General features: G+C 39.0%; 17 protein-coding genes. 10 read left to right on the top strand and 7 right to left on the bottom strand.

Going from position 1 to position 19,579, the window contains the following annotated elements; all coding sequences use genetic code 11:
* Positions 1 to 28 precede the first annotated feature (28 nt).
* The gene (smrB, locus tag HMPREF3263_RS04685; RefSeq protein ID WP_005698956.1) at positions 29 to 538 is read left to right on the top strand and encodes an endonuclease SmrB; all 510 of its coding nucleotides are present in this window, start codon (positions 29 to 31) and stop codon (positions 536 to 538) included.
* 34 nt (positions 539 to 572) lie between these two features.
* On the opposite strand, the gene argS is transcribed toward smrB, so the two are convergent.
* Positions 573 to 2,306, bottom strand: a complete 1,734-nt coding sequence (gene argS / locus HMPREF3263_RS04680; protein ID WP_005698989.1) for an arginine--tRNA ligase — start codon at positions 2,304 to 2,306, stop codon at positions 573 to 575.
* Between the two features lie 88 nt (positions 2,307 to 2,394).
* Here argS and HMPREF3263_RS04675 point away from each other — a divergent pair, with 88 nt between their 5' ends.
* The 4 genes from HMPREF3263_RS04675 (at position 2,395) to dapD (ending at position 4,730) form a co-directional block, all read left to right on the top strand.
* A complete protein-coding gene (locus HMPREF3263_RS04675) occupies positions 2,395 to 2,964 on the top strand; it encodes a VOC family protein (protein WP_005698975.1) in 570 nt (189 codons plus the stop codon).
* Between the two features lie 4 nt (positions 2,965 to 2,968).
* Positions 2,969 to 3,268 carry a hypothetical protein gene (locus HMPREF3263_RS04670; RefSeq protein ID WP_005698964.1) on the top strand — a complete coding sequence of 100 codons (300 nt, stop codon included), beginning with the start codon at positions 2,969 to 2,971 and terminating at the stop codon, positions 3,266 to 3,268.
* A gap of 23 nt (positions 3,269 to 3,291) precedes the next feature.
* Positions 3,292 to 3,756 (top strand): outer membrane lipoprotein, encoded by a 465-nt coding sequence (locus HMPREF3263_RS04665; RefSeq protein WP_005699022.1) that lies wholly within the window; start codon positions 3,292 to 3,294, stop codon positions 3,754 to 3,756.
* A 146-nt stretch (positions 3,757 to 3,902) separates the two neighbouring features.
* Positions 3,903 to 4,730, top strand: coding sequence for a 2,3,4,5-tetrahydropyridine-2,6-dicarboxylate N-succinyltransferase (gene dapD / locus HMPREF3263_RS04660; RefSeq protein ID WP_005695977.1), 828 nt, complete (start codon positions 3,903 to 3,905; stop codon positions 4,728 to 4,730).
* 71 nt (positions 4,731 to 4,801) lie between these two features.
* Here dapD and tehB read toward each other — a convergent pair whose 3' ends face one another.
* Both tehB and metG read right to left on the bottom strand, forming a co-directional pair.
* A complete protein-coding gene (gene tehB / locus HMPREF3263_RS04655) occupies positions 4,802 to 5,662 on the bottom strand; it encodes an SAM-dependent methyltransferase TehB (protein WP_005699069.1) in 861 nt (286 codons plus the stop codon).
* A 104-nt stretch (positions 5,663 to 5,766) separates the two neighbouring features.
* The gene (gene metG, locus HMPREF3263_RS04650) at positions 5,767 to 7,815 is read right to left on the bottom strand and encodes a methionine--tRNA ligase (RefSeq protein ID WP_005699028.1); all 2,049 of its coding nucleotides are present in this window, start codon (positions 7,813 to 7,815) and stop codon (positions 5,767 to 5,769) included.
* A 161-nt stretch (positions 7,816 to 7,976) separates the two neighbouring features.
* On the opposite strand from metG, the gene apbC reads away from it, so the two are divergent.
* Positions 7,977 to 9,089 carry an iron-sulfur cluster carrier protein ApbC gene (apbC, locus tag HMPREF3263_RS04645; protein WP_005698970.1) on the top strand — a complete coding sequence of 371 codons (1,113 nt, stop codon included), beginning with the start codon at positions 7,977 to 7,979 and terminating at the stop codon, positions 9,087 to 9,089.
* Between the two features lie 73 nt (positions 9,090 to 9,162).
* On the opposite strand, the gene HMPREF3263_RS04640 is transcribed toward apbC, so the two are convergent.
* The 4 genes from HMPREF3263_RS04640 to HMPREF3263_RS04625 all read right to left on the bottom strand — a co-directional run bounded on the left by HMPREF3263_RS04640 (position 9,163) and on the right by HMPREF3263_RS04625 (position 14,432).
* Entirely contained in the window at positions 9,163 to 9,792 is a 630-nt protein-coding gene (locus HMPREF3263_RS04640; protein ID WP_005699004.1) for a histidine phosphatase family protein, read from the bottom strand.
* 53 nt (positions 9,793 to 9,845) lie between these two features.
* Complete coding sequence (locus HMPREF3263_RS04635; RefSeq protein WP_005698967.1) at positions 9,846 to 11,213, bottom strand: toxin/drug exporter TdeA; 1,368 nt, start codon at positions 11,211 to 11,213, stop codon at positions 9,846 to 9,848.
* An 84-nt stretch (positions 11,214 to 11,297) separates the two neighbouring features.
* Positions 11,298 to 13,229: a MacB family efflux pump subunit gene (locus tag HMPREF3263_RS04630; RefSeq protein WP_005698959.1), complete on the bottom strand. Its 1,932-nt coding sequence runs from the start codon at positions 13,227 to 13,229 to the stop codon at positions 11,298 to 11,300.
* An 18-nt stretch (positions 13,230 to 13,247) separates the two neighbouring features.
* Positions 13,248 to 14,432 (bottom strand): efflux RND transporter periplasmic adaptor subunit, encoded by a 1,185-nt coding sequence (locus HMPREF3263_RS04625; RefSeq protein ID WP_005699006.1) that lies wholly within the window; start codon positions 14,430 to 14,432, stop codon positions 13,248 to 13,250.
* 220 nt (positions 14,433 to 14,652) lie between these two features.
* Here HMPREF3263_RS04625 and glnS point away from each other — a divergent pair, with 220 nt between their 5' ends.
* The 4 genes from glnS (at position 14,653) to glgB (ending at position 19,579) form a co-directional block, all read left to right on the top strand.
* Complete coding sequence (glnS, locus tag HMPREF3263_RS04620) at positions 14,653 to 16,326, top strand: glutamine--tRNA ligase (protein WP_032827312.1); 1,674 nt, start codon at positions 14,653 to 14,655, stop codon at positions 16,324 to 16,326.
* Positions 16,327 to 16,392: 66 nt separating this feature from the next.
* On the top strand, positions 16,393 to 16,833 hold the full coding sequence (locus HMPREF3263_RS04615) for a YcgN family cysteine cluster protein (protein WP_005699020.1): 441 nt from the start codon (positions 16,393 to 16,395) through the stop codon (positions 16,831 to 16,833).
* A 129-nt stretch (positions 16,834 to 16,962) separates the two neighbouring features.
* Positions 16,963 to 17,355, top strand: a complete 393-nt coding sequence (locus tag HMPREF3263_RS04610; protein WP_005699026.1) for a hypothetical protein — start codon at positions 16,963 to 16,965, stop codon at positions 17,353 to 17,355.
* Between the two features lie 34 nt (positions 17,356 to 17,389).
* Positions 17,390 to 19,579 (top strand): 1,4-alpha-glucan branching protein GlgB, encoded by a 2,190-nt coding sequence (gene glgB / locus HMPREF3263_RS04605; RefSeq protein ID WP_005698976.1) that lies wholly within the window; start codon positions 17,390 to 17,392, stop codon positions 19,577 to 19,579.

Genomic DNA, 19,579 nt, shown 5'->3' with positions numbered 1-19,579 from the left:
TAAGCAAAATAACAAATTGAGAAAAATAATGACAGAACCAGATGATTTCGATCTTTTTCGGGCGGAAACAAAAGGGATCAAACTCATTAAGCAAGATACCTTTGTGGCGCCCCGTCAAAAGAGCGGTCAAAAAAAATCCCATTTACGTGATATTCGAGAAAAAGAAGATACGCTTTTCTATTTTTCCGATGAATATGAACCCTTGCTAAATGAACATGATGGTGTCATCAAATATTTACGCGAAGGGGAAGATAGCCATTTATTGAAACAACTTCGTCGTGGTGATTTTTCACCCGAATTATTTTTGGATTTACATGGTTTAACCCGTGAACAAGCAAAAATGGAATTGGCCGCGCTGTTGTTAGCTTGTGAGGATGAGCATGTTTATTGCGCGAGCATCATGACCGGCTACGGCACGTTTACGTTGAAAAAACAAATTCCACGTTGGTTAGTTCAGCACCCGAAAGTCCGAGCGTTACACCAAGCTCCCAAAGAATGGGGCGGAGAAGCTGCGATACTCATTTTAGTGGATGTATAAAGAAAAAGTGCGGTCGAAATTGACCGCACTTTTTTTACATTTTTTCGATTGTCTTAATGCCTAATAACTCTAAACCTTGTTTTAAAGTTTTCTCTGTGAGAGAAGCGAGTTTTAAACGGCTCAATTTTACGCTTTCGTCTTCAGCATTTAAGATTGGGCAGTGTTCATAGAATGAGGAGAACACTCCTGCCAACTCATATAAATAAGCACAGAGCACATGCGGTGTCCCTTCTTTGCCCACAGTTTGAACCGCTTCCTCAAATTGAAGCAATTTGATGGCTAATGCACGTTCTTTTTCATCAGAAAGCTGAATCTTAGCTTCTGCAAGAGCGGTTGGATTCACGTCTGCTTTATTGAAGATTGAACGAATACGTGTATAAGCATATTGCATATAAGGCGCGGTATTACCTTCAAAACTGAGCATATTATCCCAATCGAACACATAGTCAGTTGTGCGGTTTTTGGAAAGATCCGCATATTTCACCGAGCCAATACCCACCGCTTCAATAACCGCAGTTTTTTCTTCATCAGATAAGTTGGTATTTTTCTCGTTGATTAATACAGTGGCACGTTCAATAGCTTCATCTAATAAATCTGCTAATTTTACGGTGCCGCCAGTACGAGTTTTGAATGGTTTACCATCTTTACCCAACATCATACCGAAGTTTTTATGTTCAAGTGAGAAGCTGTCTGGCACATAACCTGCTTTACGCGTAATTAACCACGCTTGTTGCATGTGTTGGCTTTGGCGTGTATCAGAGAACACTAATGCGCGATCCGCTTTTAAGGTTTCGTAACGATATTTTGCTGCAGCAATATCAGTCGTAGTATAAAGGAAACCGCCATCTTTCTTCTGAACGATAACGCCCATCGGTTCACCTTCTTTATTCTTGAATTCATCAAGATAAACGACCAATGCACCTTCATCTTCAACGGCTAAACCTTGTTTTTTTAGATCTTCAACGATGGCCGGTAACATCGGGTTATAAAGACTTTCACCCATCACATCTTTTTCGGTCAACGTGACATTCAAACGATCATAGTTACGTTGATTTTGTTGCATGGTGATATCAACTAATTTTTTCCACATTGTACGGCAATATTCATCTCCACCTTGCAATTTCACCACATAGTTACGGGCTTTTTCAGCGAAAGCTTCATCTTCATCATAATGTTTTTTCGCTTCGCGATAGAATGCTTCAAGATCTTGAAGTTCCATTTCGCTTGCGTGTTCATTTTCCATTTTTTCAAGATAAGCAATAAGCATACCAAATTGCGTACCCCAGTCACCCACGTGATTCGCACGAATAACGTTGTGACCTAAAAATTCAAGGGTACGAACAACGGCATCACCGATGATGGTAGAACGTAAGTGACCTACGTGCATTTCTTTCGCAACGTTTGGTGAAGAATAATCAATCACGATGGTTTGTTTTTCATTTGCACTGACACCAAGATTTTGATCTTTTAATGCAGCAGAAACGTTATTCGCTAACCAAGTTGGATTTAAGAAAATATTAATAAAACCTGGACCAGCAATTTCAGTTTTTTCTGCGACATCAGAAAGATCAGCATGATCTAATACTTTTTGTGCAAATTCACGTGGATTTAAACCTAGTTTTTTAGCAGCAGCCATGATGCCGTTTGCTTGGTAATCGCCAAATTGGGGTTTACCTGATTGGCGAATAAGCGCATCACATTGTTCATCTGCGCCAGCAGCAATCATCGCTTGTTTAATTTTATCGGATAAAATAGATTGAATATTCACGGTTTTTCCTAATCTTGAAATTGAATAATGAAAATAATCGGCTATGATACCGTTGTTTATAGATTTCTCAAAGTAAGAGCAGGAGAAAATGTCAAATTTAATAGAAAAATCGACCGCACTTTATCAAGAATTGCCTTTGTTTCAGGAAAAAATTCAACAATTAGCTGCTGTAATGAAAATTAATTTAGCCGATTATCAAATTGATCATTTAGCTTTAAGAGCAAATACCGAAGAAAAAGCAAAAAATTGGCTGACAGAGCTATTAAAGTGCGGTAGAATTTTAAGCGATAATATCGTCAATGGGCGTCCTATCTATTTGATTGAACTAGATGAACCAGTTGATTTCATTGGTCAGTCTGTCGATGTTATTGAATTACCATTTCCTAAAAATAAACAATATCCTCAAGAAACTTGGGAGCATATTGAGATTGTAATGCCTTTTTGGCCCAGTGAATCTATCAAAGATTGGGTTAGTAGGGTTTGCAATACATTTTTATGGAAGGAACTAACTCAATTAACCATGAAGGTGAGTGAACCTAAAGTGGAAGGGGAGCGATTACCCAATCCATCTATTGCGGTGAGTTTTTCTGATAAAACAGAAAATCATGTATGTATTAAGGTTCATCCCTATACTATAAAGAAAATACTCGAGGTTTAATGTAATGAAAAAAATTACTTTAGCATTAGCTATTTTACTCAGTTTAGGTTTATCGGCGTGTTCATCTCAATCTCAAAAAGATGAAAGCGCATATAAAGGTCAAGTTATTTTTGCAGAAGCTCAAGGTGATGATATCAAATTAACTATTCGTAAAAATGATTGTTCATACAAGCAAGAGGGTGAAACTGAAGTAATCGTTCAAAAATACGATTCGACTTTTGTGCCGGGTGCTTGTGTGAAAGTATCTAACAATGGTCAAGATGTTAAAAACGTTTCTACTTGGTCTCCAAGAAACCCAATCTAATTCATTTTTAGAAGGTTAGTTTTATGAAAAAAGTAACAGTAGCATTAGCACTTATGATGTCTATTGGCTTAACCGGTTGTGCAAATACCGATATTTTTAGCGGTGATGTATATGAAGCGGGACAAGCAAAAGAAGCACGTTCAATTAGCTATGGCACTATTGTTTCTGTTCGTCCGGTCAAAATTCAAGCAGATAATCCAGGTGTAATTGGTACAGTTGGTGGTGGTGCTTTAGGTGGTATCGCGGGTAGTGCAATTGGTGGTGGCACAGGACAAGCTATTGCAACAGCAGTAGGTGCTATTGGTGGTGCGATTATTGGTAGCAAAACTGAAGAGAAAATGAGCCAAGTTAATGGTGCAGAACTTGTTATCAGAAAAGATAATAGAGAAGAGATCGTCGTGGTTCAAAAAGCGGATCCTAGCTTTAAAGCAGGTCGCCGCGTAAGAATTGTTGGCGGTTCATCATTAAATGTTTCTGTTATTAACTAACTCAAACAAAAAATAGAAAAAAGCGAACCATTAGGTTCGCTTTTTTTATGTTTTAAATCAAAAGAAAGTGCGGTTGTTTTTTGCTTGAAACTCAAAAATATGATAAAACTATCAACCGTTATTTCACATCAACAATAGGAAGCAAAATGTCAAATTTACAACAAGTTATTGAAGCTGCATTTGAAAAACGTGCGGAAATTACCCCTAAAACAGTTGATGCACAAACTCGTGCAGCAATCGAAGAAGTGATCGAAGGATTAGATAGCGGTAAATACCGTGTTGCAGAAAAAATTGATGGTGAATGGGTGACTCACCAATGGTTGAAAAAAGCGGTATTATTATCTTTCCGTATCAATGATAACCAAATCATTGATGGAGCAGAAACCAAATATTACGACAAAGTGGCATTAAAATTTGCTGACTATACCGAAGAGCGTTTTGCTCAAGAAGGTTTCCGTGTCGTACCTTCTGCAACCGTACGTAAAGGCGCATACATTTCCAAAAACTGTGTATTAATGCCATCTTATGTCAATATCGGTGCATATGTGGGTGAAGGTACTATGGTTGATACATGGGCAACTGTTGGTTCATGTGCACAAATTGGTAAAAACGTACACTTATCTGGTGGTGTAGGGATTGGTGGTGTGTTAGAGCCATTACAAGCAAACCCAACTATTATCGGCGATAACTGTTTTATCGGTGCGCGTTCTGAAGTGGTTGAAGGCGTGATTGTTGAAGATGGTTGTGTGATCTCTATGGGCGTATTCATTGGTCAATCAACTAAAATCTATGATCGTGAAACTGGTGAAGTGTTCTACGGTCGCGTTCCTGCTGGTTCTGTGGTTGTTTCTGGTAGCCTTCCATCAAAATGTGGTAAATACAGCTTATACTGTGCAGTGATCGTGAAAAAAGTTGATGCAAAAACTTTAGGTAAGGTAGGTATCAACGAATTATTACGTTCTATTGAAGAGTAATTAAAATAACATAAAAAAATGACCGCACTTGATAGACAACGCGCGGTCATTTTCTTTTCTAAATTAGCGAATTATTTTTTTCTTGCTAACATTGTCGCAAATTTTAACTTAATGCGATTGCCGTTTTCGTCGGTTTTATGTAATTCGCCCATATTTTCGTTATATTCTAAGAATTCCCAATCTTTATAATATTCTTTCAATTCACCTTCAGAGAATGTAAATGAGAACGGAAGTGGACAAGGTACTTCAGGCGTAGACATTGCTGCTACAATTAAATTATAACCACCTGGGTTGGTGTGTTCTTGCATATTCTTAATAATGGCTGGAATACGCTCACGATTTAAGAACATAAATACCACGGTTGATACAATAAAGTCATAGTTTTCTTGAATATTAGCGGTGTTAATATCATAAACAGCAGTTTTAATATTCAAGTTTTCTTTATCTTTGGTTTCGTTTAAGAAGGCGATACTGTTTTCATTGTGATCCCAAGAGGTTACATCATAGCCTTTTAAACTTAAATAAAGGGAGTTACGACCTTGTCCGCAGCCTAAATCTAATACTTTGCAAGGCTTAATAATTTTAGCTGCATCAACTATATCACCATGCGTTGCAGTCATATTGTATTTTTTGCTGAAGTAGTCTTCTTTTTTGCAATAGAAACCAAGCGTACATTCTAAGTCATCAGAAAGGGCTTCAACTCTGTGCCAGGCTTGTGGCTCGACAAACGGAATGTTACTTTCAGGCGTGAAAATATGTTCAGCAATAATATCGCCATCTTCAGTTAGCTCATAAAACTTAAGCTTACCTTTCAATACCGTAAGTTTGCCCCAAGTGCCCACTTTAGTATTGTGTTTTTCTTGGAACATTTTAGGTAGTTTATCTTTTGTCCAAACCGGCATTTGTTTATAGCAGATAAGTTCGTTTGTCATAATGAATTCCTTTTAATTTGCGTGATAAATAGCTGATTGATATGGTAGGGTATTTGATTCTATTTGGCAATAAAAAAGGCGACCGAAGTCGCCTAAATATTAAATTATTTTACTTGCATACCGGCAGTAACACCGCTATCAGCTGAAAGTAAGAATAAATCACTTCCGCCAGTACCAGCAGAAAGAATCATTCCTTCTGATACACCAAATTTCATTTTGCGTGGTGCTAGGTTTGCTACCACAATGACAAAACGACCTTCCAATTCTTTAGGTTTATTATAAGCGGCTTTAATGCCTGAGAACACTTGACGAGTATGGTCACCTAAATCTAATTCAAAACGTAAGAGTTTGTTTGATTCAGGTACCGTTTCACATTTTAACACTTTTGCCACACGCATATCGATTTTAGCAAAATCATCAATGGTAATAGTATCAGCAATTGGTTCAACATTTGAAAGTGCGGTCGCTTTTGCTGCTGTTTTTTCTGTCGATTTGTTTGCTTCAGCGAAAAGAGCCTTGGTTTCTTCTACAACAGCATCAATTTGTTTTTTCTCTAAACGCGAGAAAAGGGCTTTAAATGGAGTAAGTTGATGGCCTAATAAAGGCTGTGCAATATTATTCCAAGTTAATTCTGTTTGTAAAAACGCTTCTGCACGTTCAGCCAGTTTCGGAAGAACTGGTTTTAAGTAAGACATTAATACACGGAAAAGCTCGATACCCATTGAGCAAACTGCTTGCAATTCAGCCTCTTTGCCTTCTTCTTTTGCAATGACCCAAGGGGCTTTTTCATCGATATATTTATTGGCTTTATCAGTTAATGCCATGATTTCACGAATTGCTTTATTATATTCGCGGCTTTCATAATAAGTAGCGATTTGTTCAGCTTGTGCAGTAAATTCAGCAAAAAGTGCTTCATCTTCTAATTTATCTGCTAATTTGCCTTCAAAGCGTTTTGTGATAAAGCCTGCATTACGAGAAGCTAAATTAACTAATTTATTAACGATATCCGTATTGACACGTTGAACGAAATCTTCCAAGTTGAAATCAAGATCTTCAATACGATCGTTTAATTTAGCGGCGTAGTAATAACGCAAACATTCCGGGTCAATGTGATTTAAATAGGTGCTTGCTTGGATAAATGTACCGCGTGATTTTGACATTTTGGCGCCATCTACGGTGACATAACCGTGAGCAAACACATTGGTTGGTTTACGGTATTCGCTTCCTTCCAACATCGCTGGCCAGAATAGGCTGTGGAAATACACGATATCTTTACCGATAAAGTGATAAAGCTCAGCATCGCTGTTTTTTCCCCAGAATTCATTAAAATCAATGCCTTCACGATCGCAGAGATTTTTGAAAGAAGCCATGTAGCCGATAGGGGCATCCAACCAAACATAGAAGAATTTATCTTTTGCACCTGGAATTTCAAAACCAAAATAAGGTGCATCACGAGAGATATCCCATTGTTGCAAACCACTTTCAAACCATTCTTGCATTTTGTTTGCAATTTCAGGTTGAAGTGAACCAGAGCGAGTCCATTCTTTTAACATCCCTTCAAAAGCAGGCAAGTCAAAGAAGAAATGTTCAGATTCTTTGATGATTGGTGTTGCACCTGATACAGCTGAACGAGGATTAATTAAATCCATCGGGCTATAAGTCGAAGCACAAACTTCGCAGTTATCACCGTATTGATCTTCAGCTTTGCATTTTGGGCAAGTTCCTTTGACGAAACGATCTGGTAAGAACATGTTCTTTTCAGGGTCGAATAACTGAGAAATCACTTTCGTTTTAATGAAGCCTTTAGCTTTTAATTTATTGTAAATTTCAGCGGTAAGTTGTTTATTTTCTTCACTGTGAGTAGAGTGATAGTTATCAAAACTGATATTAAAACCTGCAAAATCACGGACGTGATCAGCTTTTGCTTTTGCGATTAATTCTTCAGGTGTGATACCTAATTTATTGGCATTAAGCATAATTGGTGTGCCGTGCGCATCATCTGCACAGACAAAATGAATGTTATTGCCACGCATACGTTGGAAACGCACCCAAATATCCGCTTGAATGTGTTCTAACATATGGCCTAAATGAATGGCGCCATTTGCATAAGGTAATGCACAAGTGACTAAAATTTTACGAGGTTGAGTTGTCATTATTTTTCTCTTATTCTTTTTGCAAAAATTGCGAGTATGTTACCCGATTAGTGTGATTTTTTCTAGTTTAGTTATACTTTTAGCTTAACATTTGAGGTGTAAAAAGGGTAGAATATCCCTGACAAATTTACTCTACTACCTACTACTATTAAAGGAATATTATGGCAACTGCTTTTTCTGAAAATTTAACGGCAGAACAACAATCTCAGGTTCTGCAACTTTTCCAACAATTTCAACACCCAACCTTACAAAAAGACTTAATCGAATTAAAAACTTTGAAGAAAGTTGAAAAAGGCGGTGATGTATTACGTATTGAATTACAATTGCCTTTTGCATGGAACACTGGCGTGCAGCAAGTGAAACAACAGCTTTCGGATGCCTTATTAAAAGCGACCGATAGTAAAGAAATCAAATGGGTGGTGAATTATCAAATCGCAACCTTAAAACGTGCAAATAATCAACCTGCTGTTAAAGGCGTGAAGAACATCATTGCGGTGACTTCAGGTAAAGGTGGGGTAGGAAAATCATCCGTTTCGGTGAATCTTGCGCTTGCTTTACAAGCTCAAGGTGCTCGCGTAGGGATCTTAGATGCGGATATTTACGGTCCATCTATTCCGCATATGTTAGGTGCACCGCATCAACGCCCAACGTCACCTGATAACCAACATATCACACCGATTAAAGCACATGGTTTATCTGCAAACTCGATTGGTTTCTTAATGGATGAAGATAATGCGACTATTTGGCGTGGTCCAATGGCGAGTAGTGCATTAAGTCAGCTTTTAAATGAAACCCTATGGGATAGCTTAGATTACTTAGTGATCGATATGCCACCGGGTACAGGTGATATTCAATTGACCCTTTCACAACAAATCCCTGTAACGGGTGCGGTAGTGGTAACAACACCACAAGATATTGCATTATTAGATGCGGTGAAAGGTGTATCTATGTTTGAACGAGTATCTGTACCAGTGCTAGGTATTGTGGAAAATATGTCTATGCATATTTGTAGCAACTGCGGCCACCACGAAGCGATTTTCGGTACCGGTGGTGCAGAAAAAATGGCACAAAAATACAATGTGAAAGTATTAGGTCAGTTACCATTGAATATCCAAGTTCGTCAAGATTTGGATGCGGGTAAACCAACGGTAGTTGCTGCACCAGACAGTGAAATTGCGAAATCTTTCTTAGATTTAGCAGAAAAAGTGTCAACCGAGCTTTACTGGCAAGGTTCTGTGATTCCAAGCGAGATTTTATTCCGCGAAGTGAAATAATCACAAAAACATCATAAAAATTAACTGCACTTTAGGTCATCCAAAGTGCGGTTATTTTTTTATCTAAATTTGCTTATTTTAAATGATCTACATCATTTATTTTCTCAACGCGAAAACCGTTCTCATCGTCATAATATACAACACTGATTGAGGTGTTAATGAGCGATACTGATTTATCTTCATCGCGGTGATTTTGCCAGGTTGCACCGTTTAATAAGGCAAGCAATAAACGCAAGGTATGGCCATGCGACACAATAAGAATATTACCTTGAGCGTGGATCTCAATAATATCCTGTAATGCTTTCATTGCACGTTCGCCTAATTGTTCAAACGTTTCTCCACCGTTTACTTGAGCTTTATAATTGGCGGGATCTTTAATTAGCTGCTGGAATTCGGGATGTTCTCTTAAAGTATCAACAAGTTGCCCTTCCCAAGAACCAAAATATTGTTCATTTAAACCTTGGTGATGAAAAAACGGAATATCACGTTCACCAATAATGTGAGATGCAGTAGCGATGGTACGTTTTAATACGCTGGAGTAGGCGGCAACAAAAGGAATATGATTAAGTGCAATACCTGTTTTTTTCGCACCATTAATGCCTTCTTCAGTTAAAGGGGAATCGCCATGGCCTTGCATTAAACCTTCCGTATTCCAAACAGTTTTACCATGTCGAATAAAATAAAAAGTCAGCTGTTTTTTCATTTTGCATATCCATAAAAAAGATTAAGGAAGCCGAAACTTCCTTAATCATGATTTTAACGGGAGTAATAACCTGCCATTGAACTATATACGGCATTTTCTGCCTGAATGATGTTGTATTTCGCATTCAAGATAGAAAGTTGAGAGGTTTTCTCTGTGTTTGCCGCAGCAAGCCATTCACGTAATTCAGATACGCCGGCATTGTAACGATCACGGTAGTATTTGGTGATACGTTGATTATAGCTGTGTGTTTTTTGCAAGTTAGCAAAGGCACTTTGCGCTTGTGTGTAGGCGAAGTAGTTGGTATCTACATCATTCAAAGCTTTAGTGATGCTTTGCTCGTAGTTTAAACGTGCGGTTTCATAATCGGCTTCAGAGATTTTCACGTTCCATTTTACGGTATTCCAGTTGAGGAATGGGAGGCTAATACCGATTAAACCTGTACCCACTGGATTGTGCAATGCGTTACCGACTTTAGTGCCACTTGATGTTAAACTACCGCCTAAAGTCACTTCTGGGAACCAACCTTTTTCGGTTGCTTTCGCATTTTTGAATGCACTGTTTAAGCGATATTGATAGCCTTTCACATCAGGACGATTCGCAATCACAGAAACAGGCACATTTAAATTCACGCCCACATTTTTCACATTGAGAATGTGTGGGAAGTTGATATTTAATGCTTCTTCCGGTTTTAAGTTCAGTAAGTTACGTAAAGTTTGTTCTGCTGTTTTGCGTTGCGTTTGATAGTTGATCAAGTTGTTACGTGCGGTTAATACTGCTTGTTGTGATTGATCCACGCTTGCACTGTCTGCGACACCTTGCGATAAACGACGTTGCATGATGCTGCTAATGTCGTTGTAGTATTTAATGGTTTCCTCGGTTGTGCTGATAGCATCATTCAAATAAGCAATTTGATAATACGTTGTCACAACTGAGTTGATGAGTGAAAGTTTGGTTGCTTCTAAATCTTCAGCTGTTGCTTTATGTGACCATTCTGCGGCATCTGCGGTATCCGCTAAACGTTGCCATAAATCTAACGTATAACTCACATTTAATGCACCTTGATGGCTTACTGTTGATCTGCCACCTGTTTTCACATTCTTACTTGCAGAAGATTGGGTTGAACCGCTAAATGCAGGAATTAAATTTGCGCCTGCAAGGTTTGCATTATATAGAGCACGGTTTACGGCGACAGATGCTTTGGCTAAATCTTTGTTGTTAACTAATGCTTGTTCTACCACACGATTTAATTGTGAATCATTGTAAAGCGCCCACCAGTTTTCTTTTACATTAAATTGTTTGGTGATTTCCGCATAATTTTGGTAATCCTGCTGGCTCGCTTTATAAGAATCGCCGATGTTAGCACAGCCTGCTAGTGCAGTTGCCATCGCGATTGCTAAGGTTAATTTTTTCATTTTTAACATGGATTTTTTCCTTTCTTTTTAATTAAAGTGCGGTCAAAAATTAGTGAGAATTTTAACCGCTCTTTTGTGTTTTACAAAATTTCTTTATTCTCGTGCAAGGGCGGTAATCGGATCTAATTGTGCCGCGCGTTTTGCCGGCATATAACCGAAGATCACACCAATCAGGGTAGAGAAGACCACTGCAGCAACAATTGAGCCGGTTGAGAATGCCATCGTAAAGTCAGTCATAAATACGTTAAATAGCAGACCGATTAAACCCGAAAGCAGAATCCCCGTCACACCGCCAATTAAACAAATCAGCACAGCTTCAATTAAAAATTGTTGCAGAATATTAAATTGTCTTGCACCAATAGCCATGCGCACACCGATTTCCTTAGTTCGTTCAGTAACAGAAACCAACATGATATTCATTACCCCAATACCACCAACGATTAACGAAATAAAGGCAATGGAAGAAATGAGCAATTTCATCGTGCCTGTTGTGCTTTCAATGGTTTGTTTAATGGTATCGCTATTCATGATAAAGAAATCTTTTTTACCATGACGCATGGTCAGCAATTCAGTAATCCCTTTCTCGGCGACAGTTGTATTCACCGAATCATCTACTTTTACGGTAATCGAACCAATTTTTTTGCTACCCGAAATACGATTCATCACGGTGGTATAAGGCGCATAGAGATTAAGTGAACTACTTGCCCCGCCCATTTGTTTATCAGATACCACGCCAATAATGCGTAATGGCCGTTTATTAAACATCACAATTTTACCGATAGGATTTTCATCCGGGAAAATCGACTTTTTCGCACTTTCATCGATTAAGGCTACTTGGTTGTTATCAGCAACATCTTGAGCCGAAAATAAATTACCGGATTTTAGTTTTAATCCATCGACATCAAAATACTGTTCGCCTACACCTTTTAAACTGGTCGAGGAGAAAGTTTGATTACCATAAATTAATGTACCACTTGATGAGCTATTCGGCGTGACACTTTGTACATAACTTTGTTGATTTAAAGCAGTGGCATCATTAATTGTGAGATTCTGCATCTGTTCAGCACGCCGATCACCAAAGCCTGTACCGTTAAAAATCGTTATAGTACTCGTGCCAATTCCTCGAATGTTTTCCAAGATTTTTTGTTGTGAGCCATTTCCCAATGCCACGACGGAAACCACGGAGGTAATCCCGATAATAATCCCGAGCATTGTTAAAAGAGAACGCATTTTGTGGGCGATAATCGCACTCACAGACATACGAAAGGCTTCAACAAATTGATCTTTGCTGAATCCAAAGTGCGGTTTAGATTTGGTTTGATTTTCGACCGCACTTTTTACCGCTTCTTTTTGCGTATCGCCAATGATTTCGCCGTCTTTAATTTCAATCACGCGATTCGCACTAGCGGCAATTTCACGATCGTGGGTTACCATAATAATGGTGTGGCCTTCTGCGTGTAATTGACGCAGAATTTCCATCACATTTTGACCGCTTTGAGAATCCAATGCACCAGTCGGTTCATCGGCTAAAATAATTTCACCGCCATTCATCAACGCTCGCGCAATACTCACACGTTGTTGCTGACCACCAGAAAGCTGGCTTGGTTTATTTTGCCATTTATCGCCTAAGCCTAATTTTTCTAAAAGTTGCTTCGCACGAGAAAGACGTTTTTCTTGCGGCATTCCGGCATAAATAGCTGGCAAGGCGACGTTTTCTGCTGCGGTCAAGCTCGACAATAAGTTATAGCGTTGGAAAATAAAGCCGAATTTTTGGCTACGTAAATCTGAAAGTTGATCTTTGGTTAATTCAATAGTTTCTTTTCCATTGATTTTGTAAGAACCACTGGTTGCCGTATCCAAGCATCCGATAATATTCATCAAGGTAGATTTACCGGAACCCGATTGCCCAATAATCGCCACAAAATCGCCTTTTTTAATATTTAAAGAAACATTCTTTAAAATATGAACGCGATTTTCACCTTCACCGAAGTAACGGTTGAGATCCTTAATTTCAATAATATTCATTAATTTTCTACCGCACTTTTAGAACATTCTTGGACCACGAGGCATAGAGCCAACCTCTTCACCATTCGCGACTTGTGACACGATAACTTTCTCACCTTCGTTTAAGCCGGATTTGATTTCAGTGTGGAAATCATTTTGTACACCGGTTTCGACTTCACGCTGTTCAGGTTGATTTTTGTCATTCAATATATTCACAACGCTTTTACCATCACGTTTTTGAATAGCCATATTGGAAATCAATAACACATCTTTTGCATTGGCAATTTTGATGTTGTTTTCTGTCGTCATTCCGATGCGTAAAGTGCGATCAGGGTTATCAATCAATACATTAGCGTAATAGTAAATCGCACTGGTTGTGGAGCTACTACTGCTTGAATTTGTCGAAGATGATGTTGAAGAGCTATCAGTTATCGTCGTATTGGCAGGATCAACAGAATCAATGACAGAGTGATACACCGTTTGGCTATCCGATAAAATAGTAAAGCTGACTTCTTGACCCGCTTTAACTTTCGTAATATCGCCTTCTGAAATTTCAGGCTTAATTTTCATTTTGCTTAAATCGGCAATGGTCACAATCGTTGGGGTAGTTTGGTTGGCATTAACGGTTTGACCTTCTGAAACAGGCACAGAAATAACGGTACCATCCATTGGTGCGGTGATTTTTGTATAACCCACATTGGTTTCTGCGGTATTTACTTCAATTTCAGCTTGTTTGATATTGGCTTCAATGACTTCCATTTCGGCTTTCGCATTATCAAGGGTGCTTTTTGCGGTATTCACACTATCCAAAGATGTCGCTTTTTGCATATAAAGTTTTGATAAGCGGTTATAGCTTGAAAGGGCTACATCGTAAGCAGTTTTCTTCGCTTTTAATTGTGCTTGATAGCTAACCAATGCCGCTTTTTTGGTATTTAAGGTGTTAATTTGGGTTGTGGAATCAATATCAGCGATCATTTCGCCTTTTTTGATTTCTTGTCCTAATTTGACATAGAGTTTGGTGATTTTGCCCGAAGCTTGGGCGCCGACATCGACTTCATTCACGCTTTCAACTGAACCAGAAGCGACAACTGTTTTTTCCACATTGCCGCGGGTAACTGATTCGGTCAGATAGGTTGTTTCTTGTTTGCTATTGCTCGAGAAAAAATAATAAGCCGCACCAGCAGCAATGAGTAATCCGAGTAAAATAAAAAAACGTTTTTTCATAAGACTTTGTCATCCTAAATAAAAATGAACGTTTGTTCAGTAAAGGGGTATTCTAAAGGTAAACTTTTCAGTTTGCACGAAAAATCTTCAAGTTAGACCGAAAAATCCTAAAAAATTCAGTATTAATTTAATGAAAGTGTGGTTAGTTTTGGGATCAAATTCACAACGCCTGACTTTTCGTATAGAATGGGGAAATTATTTTCAATTTATTGAGAAATTTATGAGCAATACAGAACACACCCTAGAAAATGCGGAAAATACCCGCACACACAATTTCATTACTCAAATTATTGATGAAGATTTAGCTTCGGGTAAACACAAAAGTGTTCATACTCGTTTCCCGCCTGAGCCGAATGGCTATTTGCATATTGGTCATGCCAAATCGATTTGCTTAAATTTCGGCTTGGCAAAAGAATATAACGGCTTATGTAACCTACGTTTTGACGATACCAATCCGGTGAAAGAAGATGTGGAATATGTGGATTCCATTAAAGCGGATGTGGAATGGTTAGGTTTTAAATGGGAAGGCGAACCGCGTTATGCGTCAGATTACTTCGATGCACTTTATGGCTATGCGATTGAGTTGATCGAAAAAGATTTAGCCTATGTGGATGAGCTTTCTCCAGATGAAATGCGTGAATATCGTGGTACATTAACTGAGCCAGGTAAAAACAGCCCATATCGTGATCGCAGTGTTGAAGAAAACTTAGCATTATTTGAAAGAATGAAAAACGGTGAGTTTGCGGAAGGTACATTAAGTCTTCGTGCGAAAATCGACATGGCATCGCCATTTATGGTCATGCGCGATCCTGTGCTTTATCGTATTAAATTTGCGAGCCATCACCAAACTGGTGATAAATGGTGCATTTACCCAATGTACGATTTCACTCACTGTATCTCTGATGCGATTGAACGTATTACACACTCTTTATGTACATTAGAATTCCAAGACAACCGTCGTTTATATGACTGGGTGTTGGATAATATTAGTATTGAACGTCCATTACCGCATCAATATGAATTTTCACGTTTAAATTTAGAAGGCACATTAACCTCTAAACGTAAGTTATTGAAATTAGTAAATGACGGTATTGTGGATGGTTGGAATGACCCGCGTATGCCAACGATTTCAGGTTTACGTCGTCGTGGTTATACACCGGCTTCGTTACGTGAATTCTGTCGTCGTATCGGTGTGACTAAACAAGACAACGTCGTAGAGTATTCTGCACTTGAAGCCTGTATTCGTGACGATTTAAACGAGAATGCACCACGCGCAATGGCGGTGATTGATCCTGTTCGCGTAGTGATTGAAAACTTTGAAGGCGAAGAAACTTTAACGGCGCCAAACCACCCGAATCGTCCTGAATTAGGTGAGCGTCAATTACCGTTTACGAAAGAGCTTTATATTGATCGCGCAGACTTCCGTGAAGAAGCGAACAAACAATATAAACGCTTAGTATTAGGTAAAGAAGTGCGTTTGCGTAACGCTTACGTGATTAAAGCTGAACGTGTAGAAAAAGATGCAAATGGTGAAATCACCACGATTTTCTGTACCTATGATCCGGAAACCTTAGGTAAAAATCCAGCGGACGGTCGCAAAGTAAAAGGGGTTATCCACTGGGTATCTGCAGTGCATAATCACCCAGCGGAGTTCCGTTTATACGAGCGTCTTTTCACCGTACCAAATCCAGGTGCTGCAGAGGAAATCGAAAGCGTGCTAAATCCAACATCCTTAGTGGTGAAACACGGTTTTGTCGAACAAAGCCTCGCAAATGCGGAACCAGAAAAAGGTTACCAATTTGAACGCGAAGGTTATTTCTGTGCGGATAATAAAGACAGCCGCCCAGAGCACTTAGTGTTTAACTTAACCGTAAGCTTAAAAGAAGGCTTCTAATTCTAAACAACAAAGTGCGGTCAAAAATTACGTAAATTTTGACCGCACTTTTTTATTGGTTTCACTATGCAATTTGAATCTCATTTTTGGCAAAAAAAATCGCTCCTTGACATGACAGAATCCGAATGGGAGGCCTTATGTGATGGCTGCGGAAAATGCTGTTATCGGAAATATATTCAAGGGCGGAGAAAGCGTGAAAAACTTTATTACACACGTATTGCTTGCAATCTCTTAGATGTGGAAACAGGGAAGTGTCGTAATTATCCTGAGCGTTTTAAAATCGAAAGTGATTGCACCAAATTAACCAAAAAGAATTTGCCTGATTTTGGATGGTTGCCGAATACCTGTGCCTATCGTTTATTGTATGAAGGTAAACCTTTGCCCGAATGGCATCCCTTAATCAGTGGCGATCCTAATTCAGTGAAAAATGCAGGCATTTTAATTCGAGATGGCGTGCACGAAGAAGATGTTATTGATTGGTTCGAATTTGTGATTGAAACTGAATAAATTTTCACTTATATACTTTTTGAAATTTGTTTTTTGACGTAGGTCACAATTTGCGACATTGACAATTGTATTTCAACTGCGCTTACCTATAATACTTAATAAGTATTATATAGATGTATCAGTCGTTGTATGCAAATGTCCTTATCACTTAAACAATCTGCTGAAAAACTTGGCATTTCGTTTTCCCATTATGATATTGATGGGTATTTAATTGATGCGTCGCCAACCAGTATTGATTATTTTATCGAGCAGTTGCAATTTCCACCGAATATTGGACAAAATCAGCCGTTCCAAGATGTAATATGTGCCTTTGAAAACGAACCCATTCATGATGATTTAACCGCGTTTTCTTCTCCTCCTGATGCTTCTTTGCGTTATCAATTGCTCGACGAGCAAAACCAAATTCAGTTTGAAAAAACAATTCCATATTCAACCGCACTTTCATTGCCTGCTTTGTCTTTTATCTATTATCGTTTAATGCTTTTTGTCTCTCAACAAACGAGAAAATACTATCGGTTGTAAATAATCAAGCTTGCAAAGCATAAAGGAGTATGTCATGACGAAACTAGTCGCGCAATCAGTAATTAATTCATTTTTTGATGGCAAACATGCCGATCCTTTTGCTGTATTAGGCATGCATGAAACTCATAATGGTATTGAGGTTCGCGCTTTATTACCGGATGCAGATAAAGTCGAAGTGATTGATAAAGAAAGTCAATCTATCGTTGTCGTTCTTGAAAAAGTGGATGACCGCGGATTTTTTACTGCGATTGTGCCGGAGATTCGTCATTTCTTGGTCTACCAATTAAAAGTGTATTGGGGGGCAGAAGCCCAAATTATTGAAGATCCGTACCGTTTCCATCCGATGATTAATGATTTAGATCAATGGCTATTAGCAGAAGGTTCGTTACTACGCCCTTATGACGTATTAGGTGCACATTTTACTGAATGTGATGGTGTACCAGGCGTAAATTTCCGTGTATGGGCGCCAAATGCGAAACGCGTTTCATTGGTGGGTGATTTCAACTATTGGGACGGTCGTCGTCATCCGATGCGTTTTCATCCAGCAAGTGGGGTGTGGGAATTATTCTTACCCAAAGCTAGCTTGGGTCAACGTTATAAATTTGAATTGATTGATTGCAATGGCAACCTTCGTTTAAAAGCTGACCCTTATGCATTTAGATCTGAATTACGTCCGGATACCGCATCAGAAATCAGCATGTTACCAGATGTAGTCGAAATGACGGAGCAACGTCGTCAAGCGAATCAACGTAATCAACCCATTTCGATTTACGAAGTACATTTGGGATCATGGCGTCGTAATTTAGAAAATAATTTCTGGCTTGATTATGACCAAATCGCTGATGAACTCATTCCTTATGTCAAACATATGGGCTTTACCCATATTGAGTTTTTACCACTCTCTGAATTTCCATTCGATGGTTCCTGGGGCTACCAACCAATAGGCTTGTATTCGCCGACTAGTCGTTTCGGTACACCAGAAGCCTTTAAACGTTTAGTCGAAAAAGCCCACAAAGCAGGCATAAATGTGATTTTAGACTGGGTACCGGGACATTTCCCAAGTGATACACATGGACTAGTTGCATTCGATGGCACTGCGTTATATGAGTATGCTGACCCGCGTGAGGGCTATCACCAAGACTGGAATACCTTGATTTATAACTATGGTCGTAATGAAGTAAAAAACTTCTTATCCAGCAATGCACTGTATTGGCTAGAGCGCTTTGGTTTAGACGGTATCCGTGTAGATGCAGTAGCGTCAATGATTTACCGTGATTATAGTCGTGCTGAAGGCGAATGGATCCCGAATCAATATGGAGGCCGTGAAAATTTAGAAGCGATTGAATTCTTAAAACACACCAACTGGAAAATCCATTCTGAGATGTCTGGCGCGATTTCCATTGCCGAAGAATCTACTTCTTTTGGTGGTGTAACTCATCCGACAGAAAATGGTGGACTTGGATTTAATTTCAAATGGAACATGGGCTGGATGAACGATACCCTAAGTTATATGAAACTCGATCCGGTTTATCGTCGTTATCATCACGACAAAATGACCTTTGGGATGATCTATCAATACAGCGAAAACTTTGTATTGCCACTTTCTCATGATGAAGTCGTACACGGCAAATGCTCGTTACTCGGCAAAATGCCTGGCGATGCATGGCAAAAATTTGCTAACTTGCGCGCTTACTACGGTTATATGTGGGGCTATCCAGGCAAGAAATTATTATTCATGGGGAATGAATTTGCTCAAGGTCGTGAATGGAATTATGAAGAAAGCTTGGATTGGTTCTTACTTGATGAAAACCATGGTGGCCTATGGCATAAAGGCGTCTTGCAATTAGTTAAAGATTTGAACGGCGTTTATCAAAACAATGCACCACTCTTTGAATTAGACGGTGAACCAGAAGGCTTTGATTGGTTAGTGGTGGACGATGCGGAAAATTCGGTCTTTGCCTTTGAACGTAAGAGCAGTAATGACGAACGCATTATCGTGATCAGTAACTTCACCCCAGTGCCACGTGAAGGCTATCGTATCGGTGTGAATGCCGCGGGTGAATACGAGGAAATTTTGAATACTGACTCAATGTATTATCAAGGTTCAAATGTAGGTAATTTCGGTTCAGTGAAAAGTGAAGCGATCGCCAGTCACGGACGTGACAATTCGATTAGCGTGACCATTCCGCCACTCGCAACGATCTATTTGAAGTACAAAGCATAA

Origin of the sequence: Haemophilus sp. HMSC61B11 (assembly GCF_001838615.1) — a bacterium.
Classification (GTDB): Bacteria; Pseudomonadota; Gammaproteobacteria; order Enterobacterales; family Pasteurellaceae; genus Haemophilus_D; species Haemophilus_D parainfluenzae_AD.
This window is presented reverse-complemented; position numbering and strand designations above follow the sequence as displayed.

What these genes read in the sequence shown, in the direction of transcription:
- smrB (WP_005698956.1), top strand. Translation starts at nt 29, where the DNA reads ATGACAGAACCAGATGATTTCGATCTTTTTCGGGCGGAAACAAAAGGG.
- HMPREF3263_RS04675 (WP_005698975.1), top strand. Translation starts at nt 2,395, where the DNA reads ATGTCAAATTTAATAGAAAAATCGACCGCACTTTATCAAGAATTGCCT.
- HMPREF3263_RS04670 (WP_005698964.1), top strand. Translation starts at nt 2,969, where the DNA reads ATGAAAAAAATTACTTTAGCATTAGCTATTTTACTCAGTTTAGGTTTA.
- HMPREF3263_RS04665 (WP_005699022.1), top strand. Translation starts at nt 3,292, where the DNA reads ATGAAAAAAGTAACAGTAGCATTAGCACTTATGATGTCTATTGGCTTA.
- dapD (WP_005695977.1), top strand. Translation starts at nt 3,903, where the DNA reads ATGTCAAATTTACAACAAGTTATTGAAGCTGCATTTGAAAAACGTGCG.
- tehB (WP_005699069.1), bottom strand. Translation starts at nt 5,662, where the DNA reads ATGACAAACGAACTTATCTGCTATAAACAAATGCCGGTTTGGACAAAA.
- metG (WP_005699028.1), bottom strand. Translation starts at nt 7,815, where the DNA reads ATGACAACTCAACCTCGTAAAATTTTAGTCACTTGTGCATTACCTTAT.
- apbC (WP_005698970.1), top strand. Translation starts at nt 7,977, where the DNA reads ATGGCAACTGCTTTTTCTGAAAATTTAACGGCAGAACAACAATCTCAG.
- HMPREF3263_RS04640 (WP_005699004.1), bottom strand. Translation starts at nt 9,792, where the DNA reads ATGAAAAAACAGCTGACTTTTTATTTTATTCGACATGGTAAAACTGTT.
- HMPREF3263_RS04635 (WP_005698967.1), bottom strand. Translation starts at nt 11,213, where the DNA reads ATGTTAAAAATGAAAAAATTAACCTTAGCAATCGCGATGGCAACTGCA.
- HMPREF3263_RS04630 (WP_005698959.1), bottom strand. Translation starts at nt 13,229, where the DNA reads ATGAATATTATTGAAATTAAGGATCTCAACCGTTACTTCGGTGAAGGT.
- HMPREF3263_RS04625 (WP_005699006.1), bottom strand. Translation starts at nt 14,432, where the DNA reads ATGAAAAAACGTTTTTTTATTTTACTCGGATTACTCATTGCTGCTGGT.
- glnS (WP_032827312.1), top strand. Translation starts at nt 14,653, where the DNA reads ATGAGCAATACAGAACACACCCTAGAAAATGCGGAAAATACCCGCACA.
- HMPREF3263_RS04615 (WP_005699020.1), top strand. Translation starts at nt 16,393, where the DNA reads ATGCAATTTGAATCTCATTTTTGGCAAAAAAAATCGCTCCTTGACATG.
- HMPREF3263_RS04610 (WP_005699026.1), top strand. Translation starts at nt 16,963, where the DNA reads ATGCAAATGTCCTTATCACTTAAACAATCTGCTGAAAAACTTGGCATT.
- glgB (WP_005698976.1), top strand. Translation starts at nt 17,390, where the DNA reads ATGACGAAACTAGTCGCGCAATCAGTAATTAATTCATTTTTTGATGGC.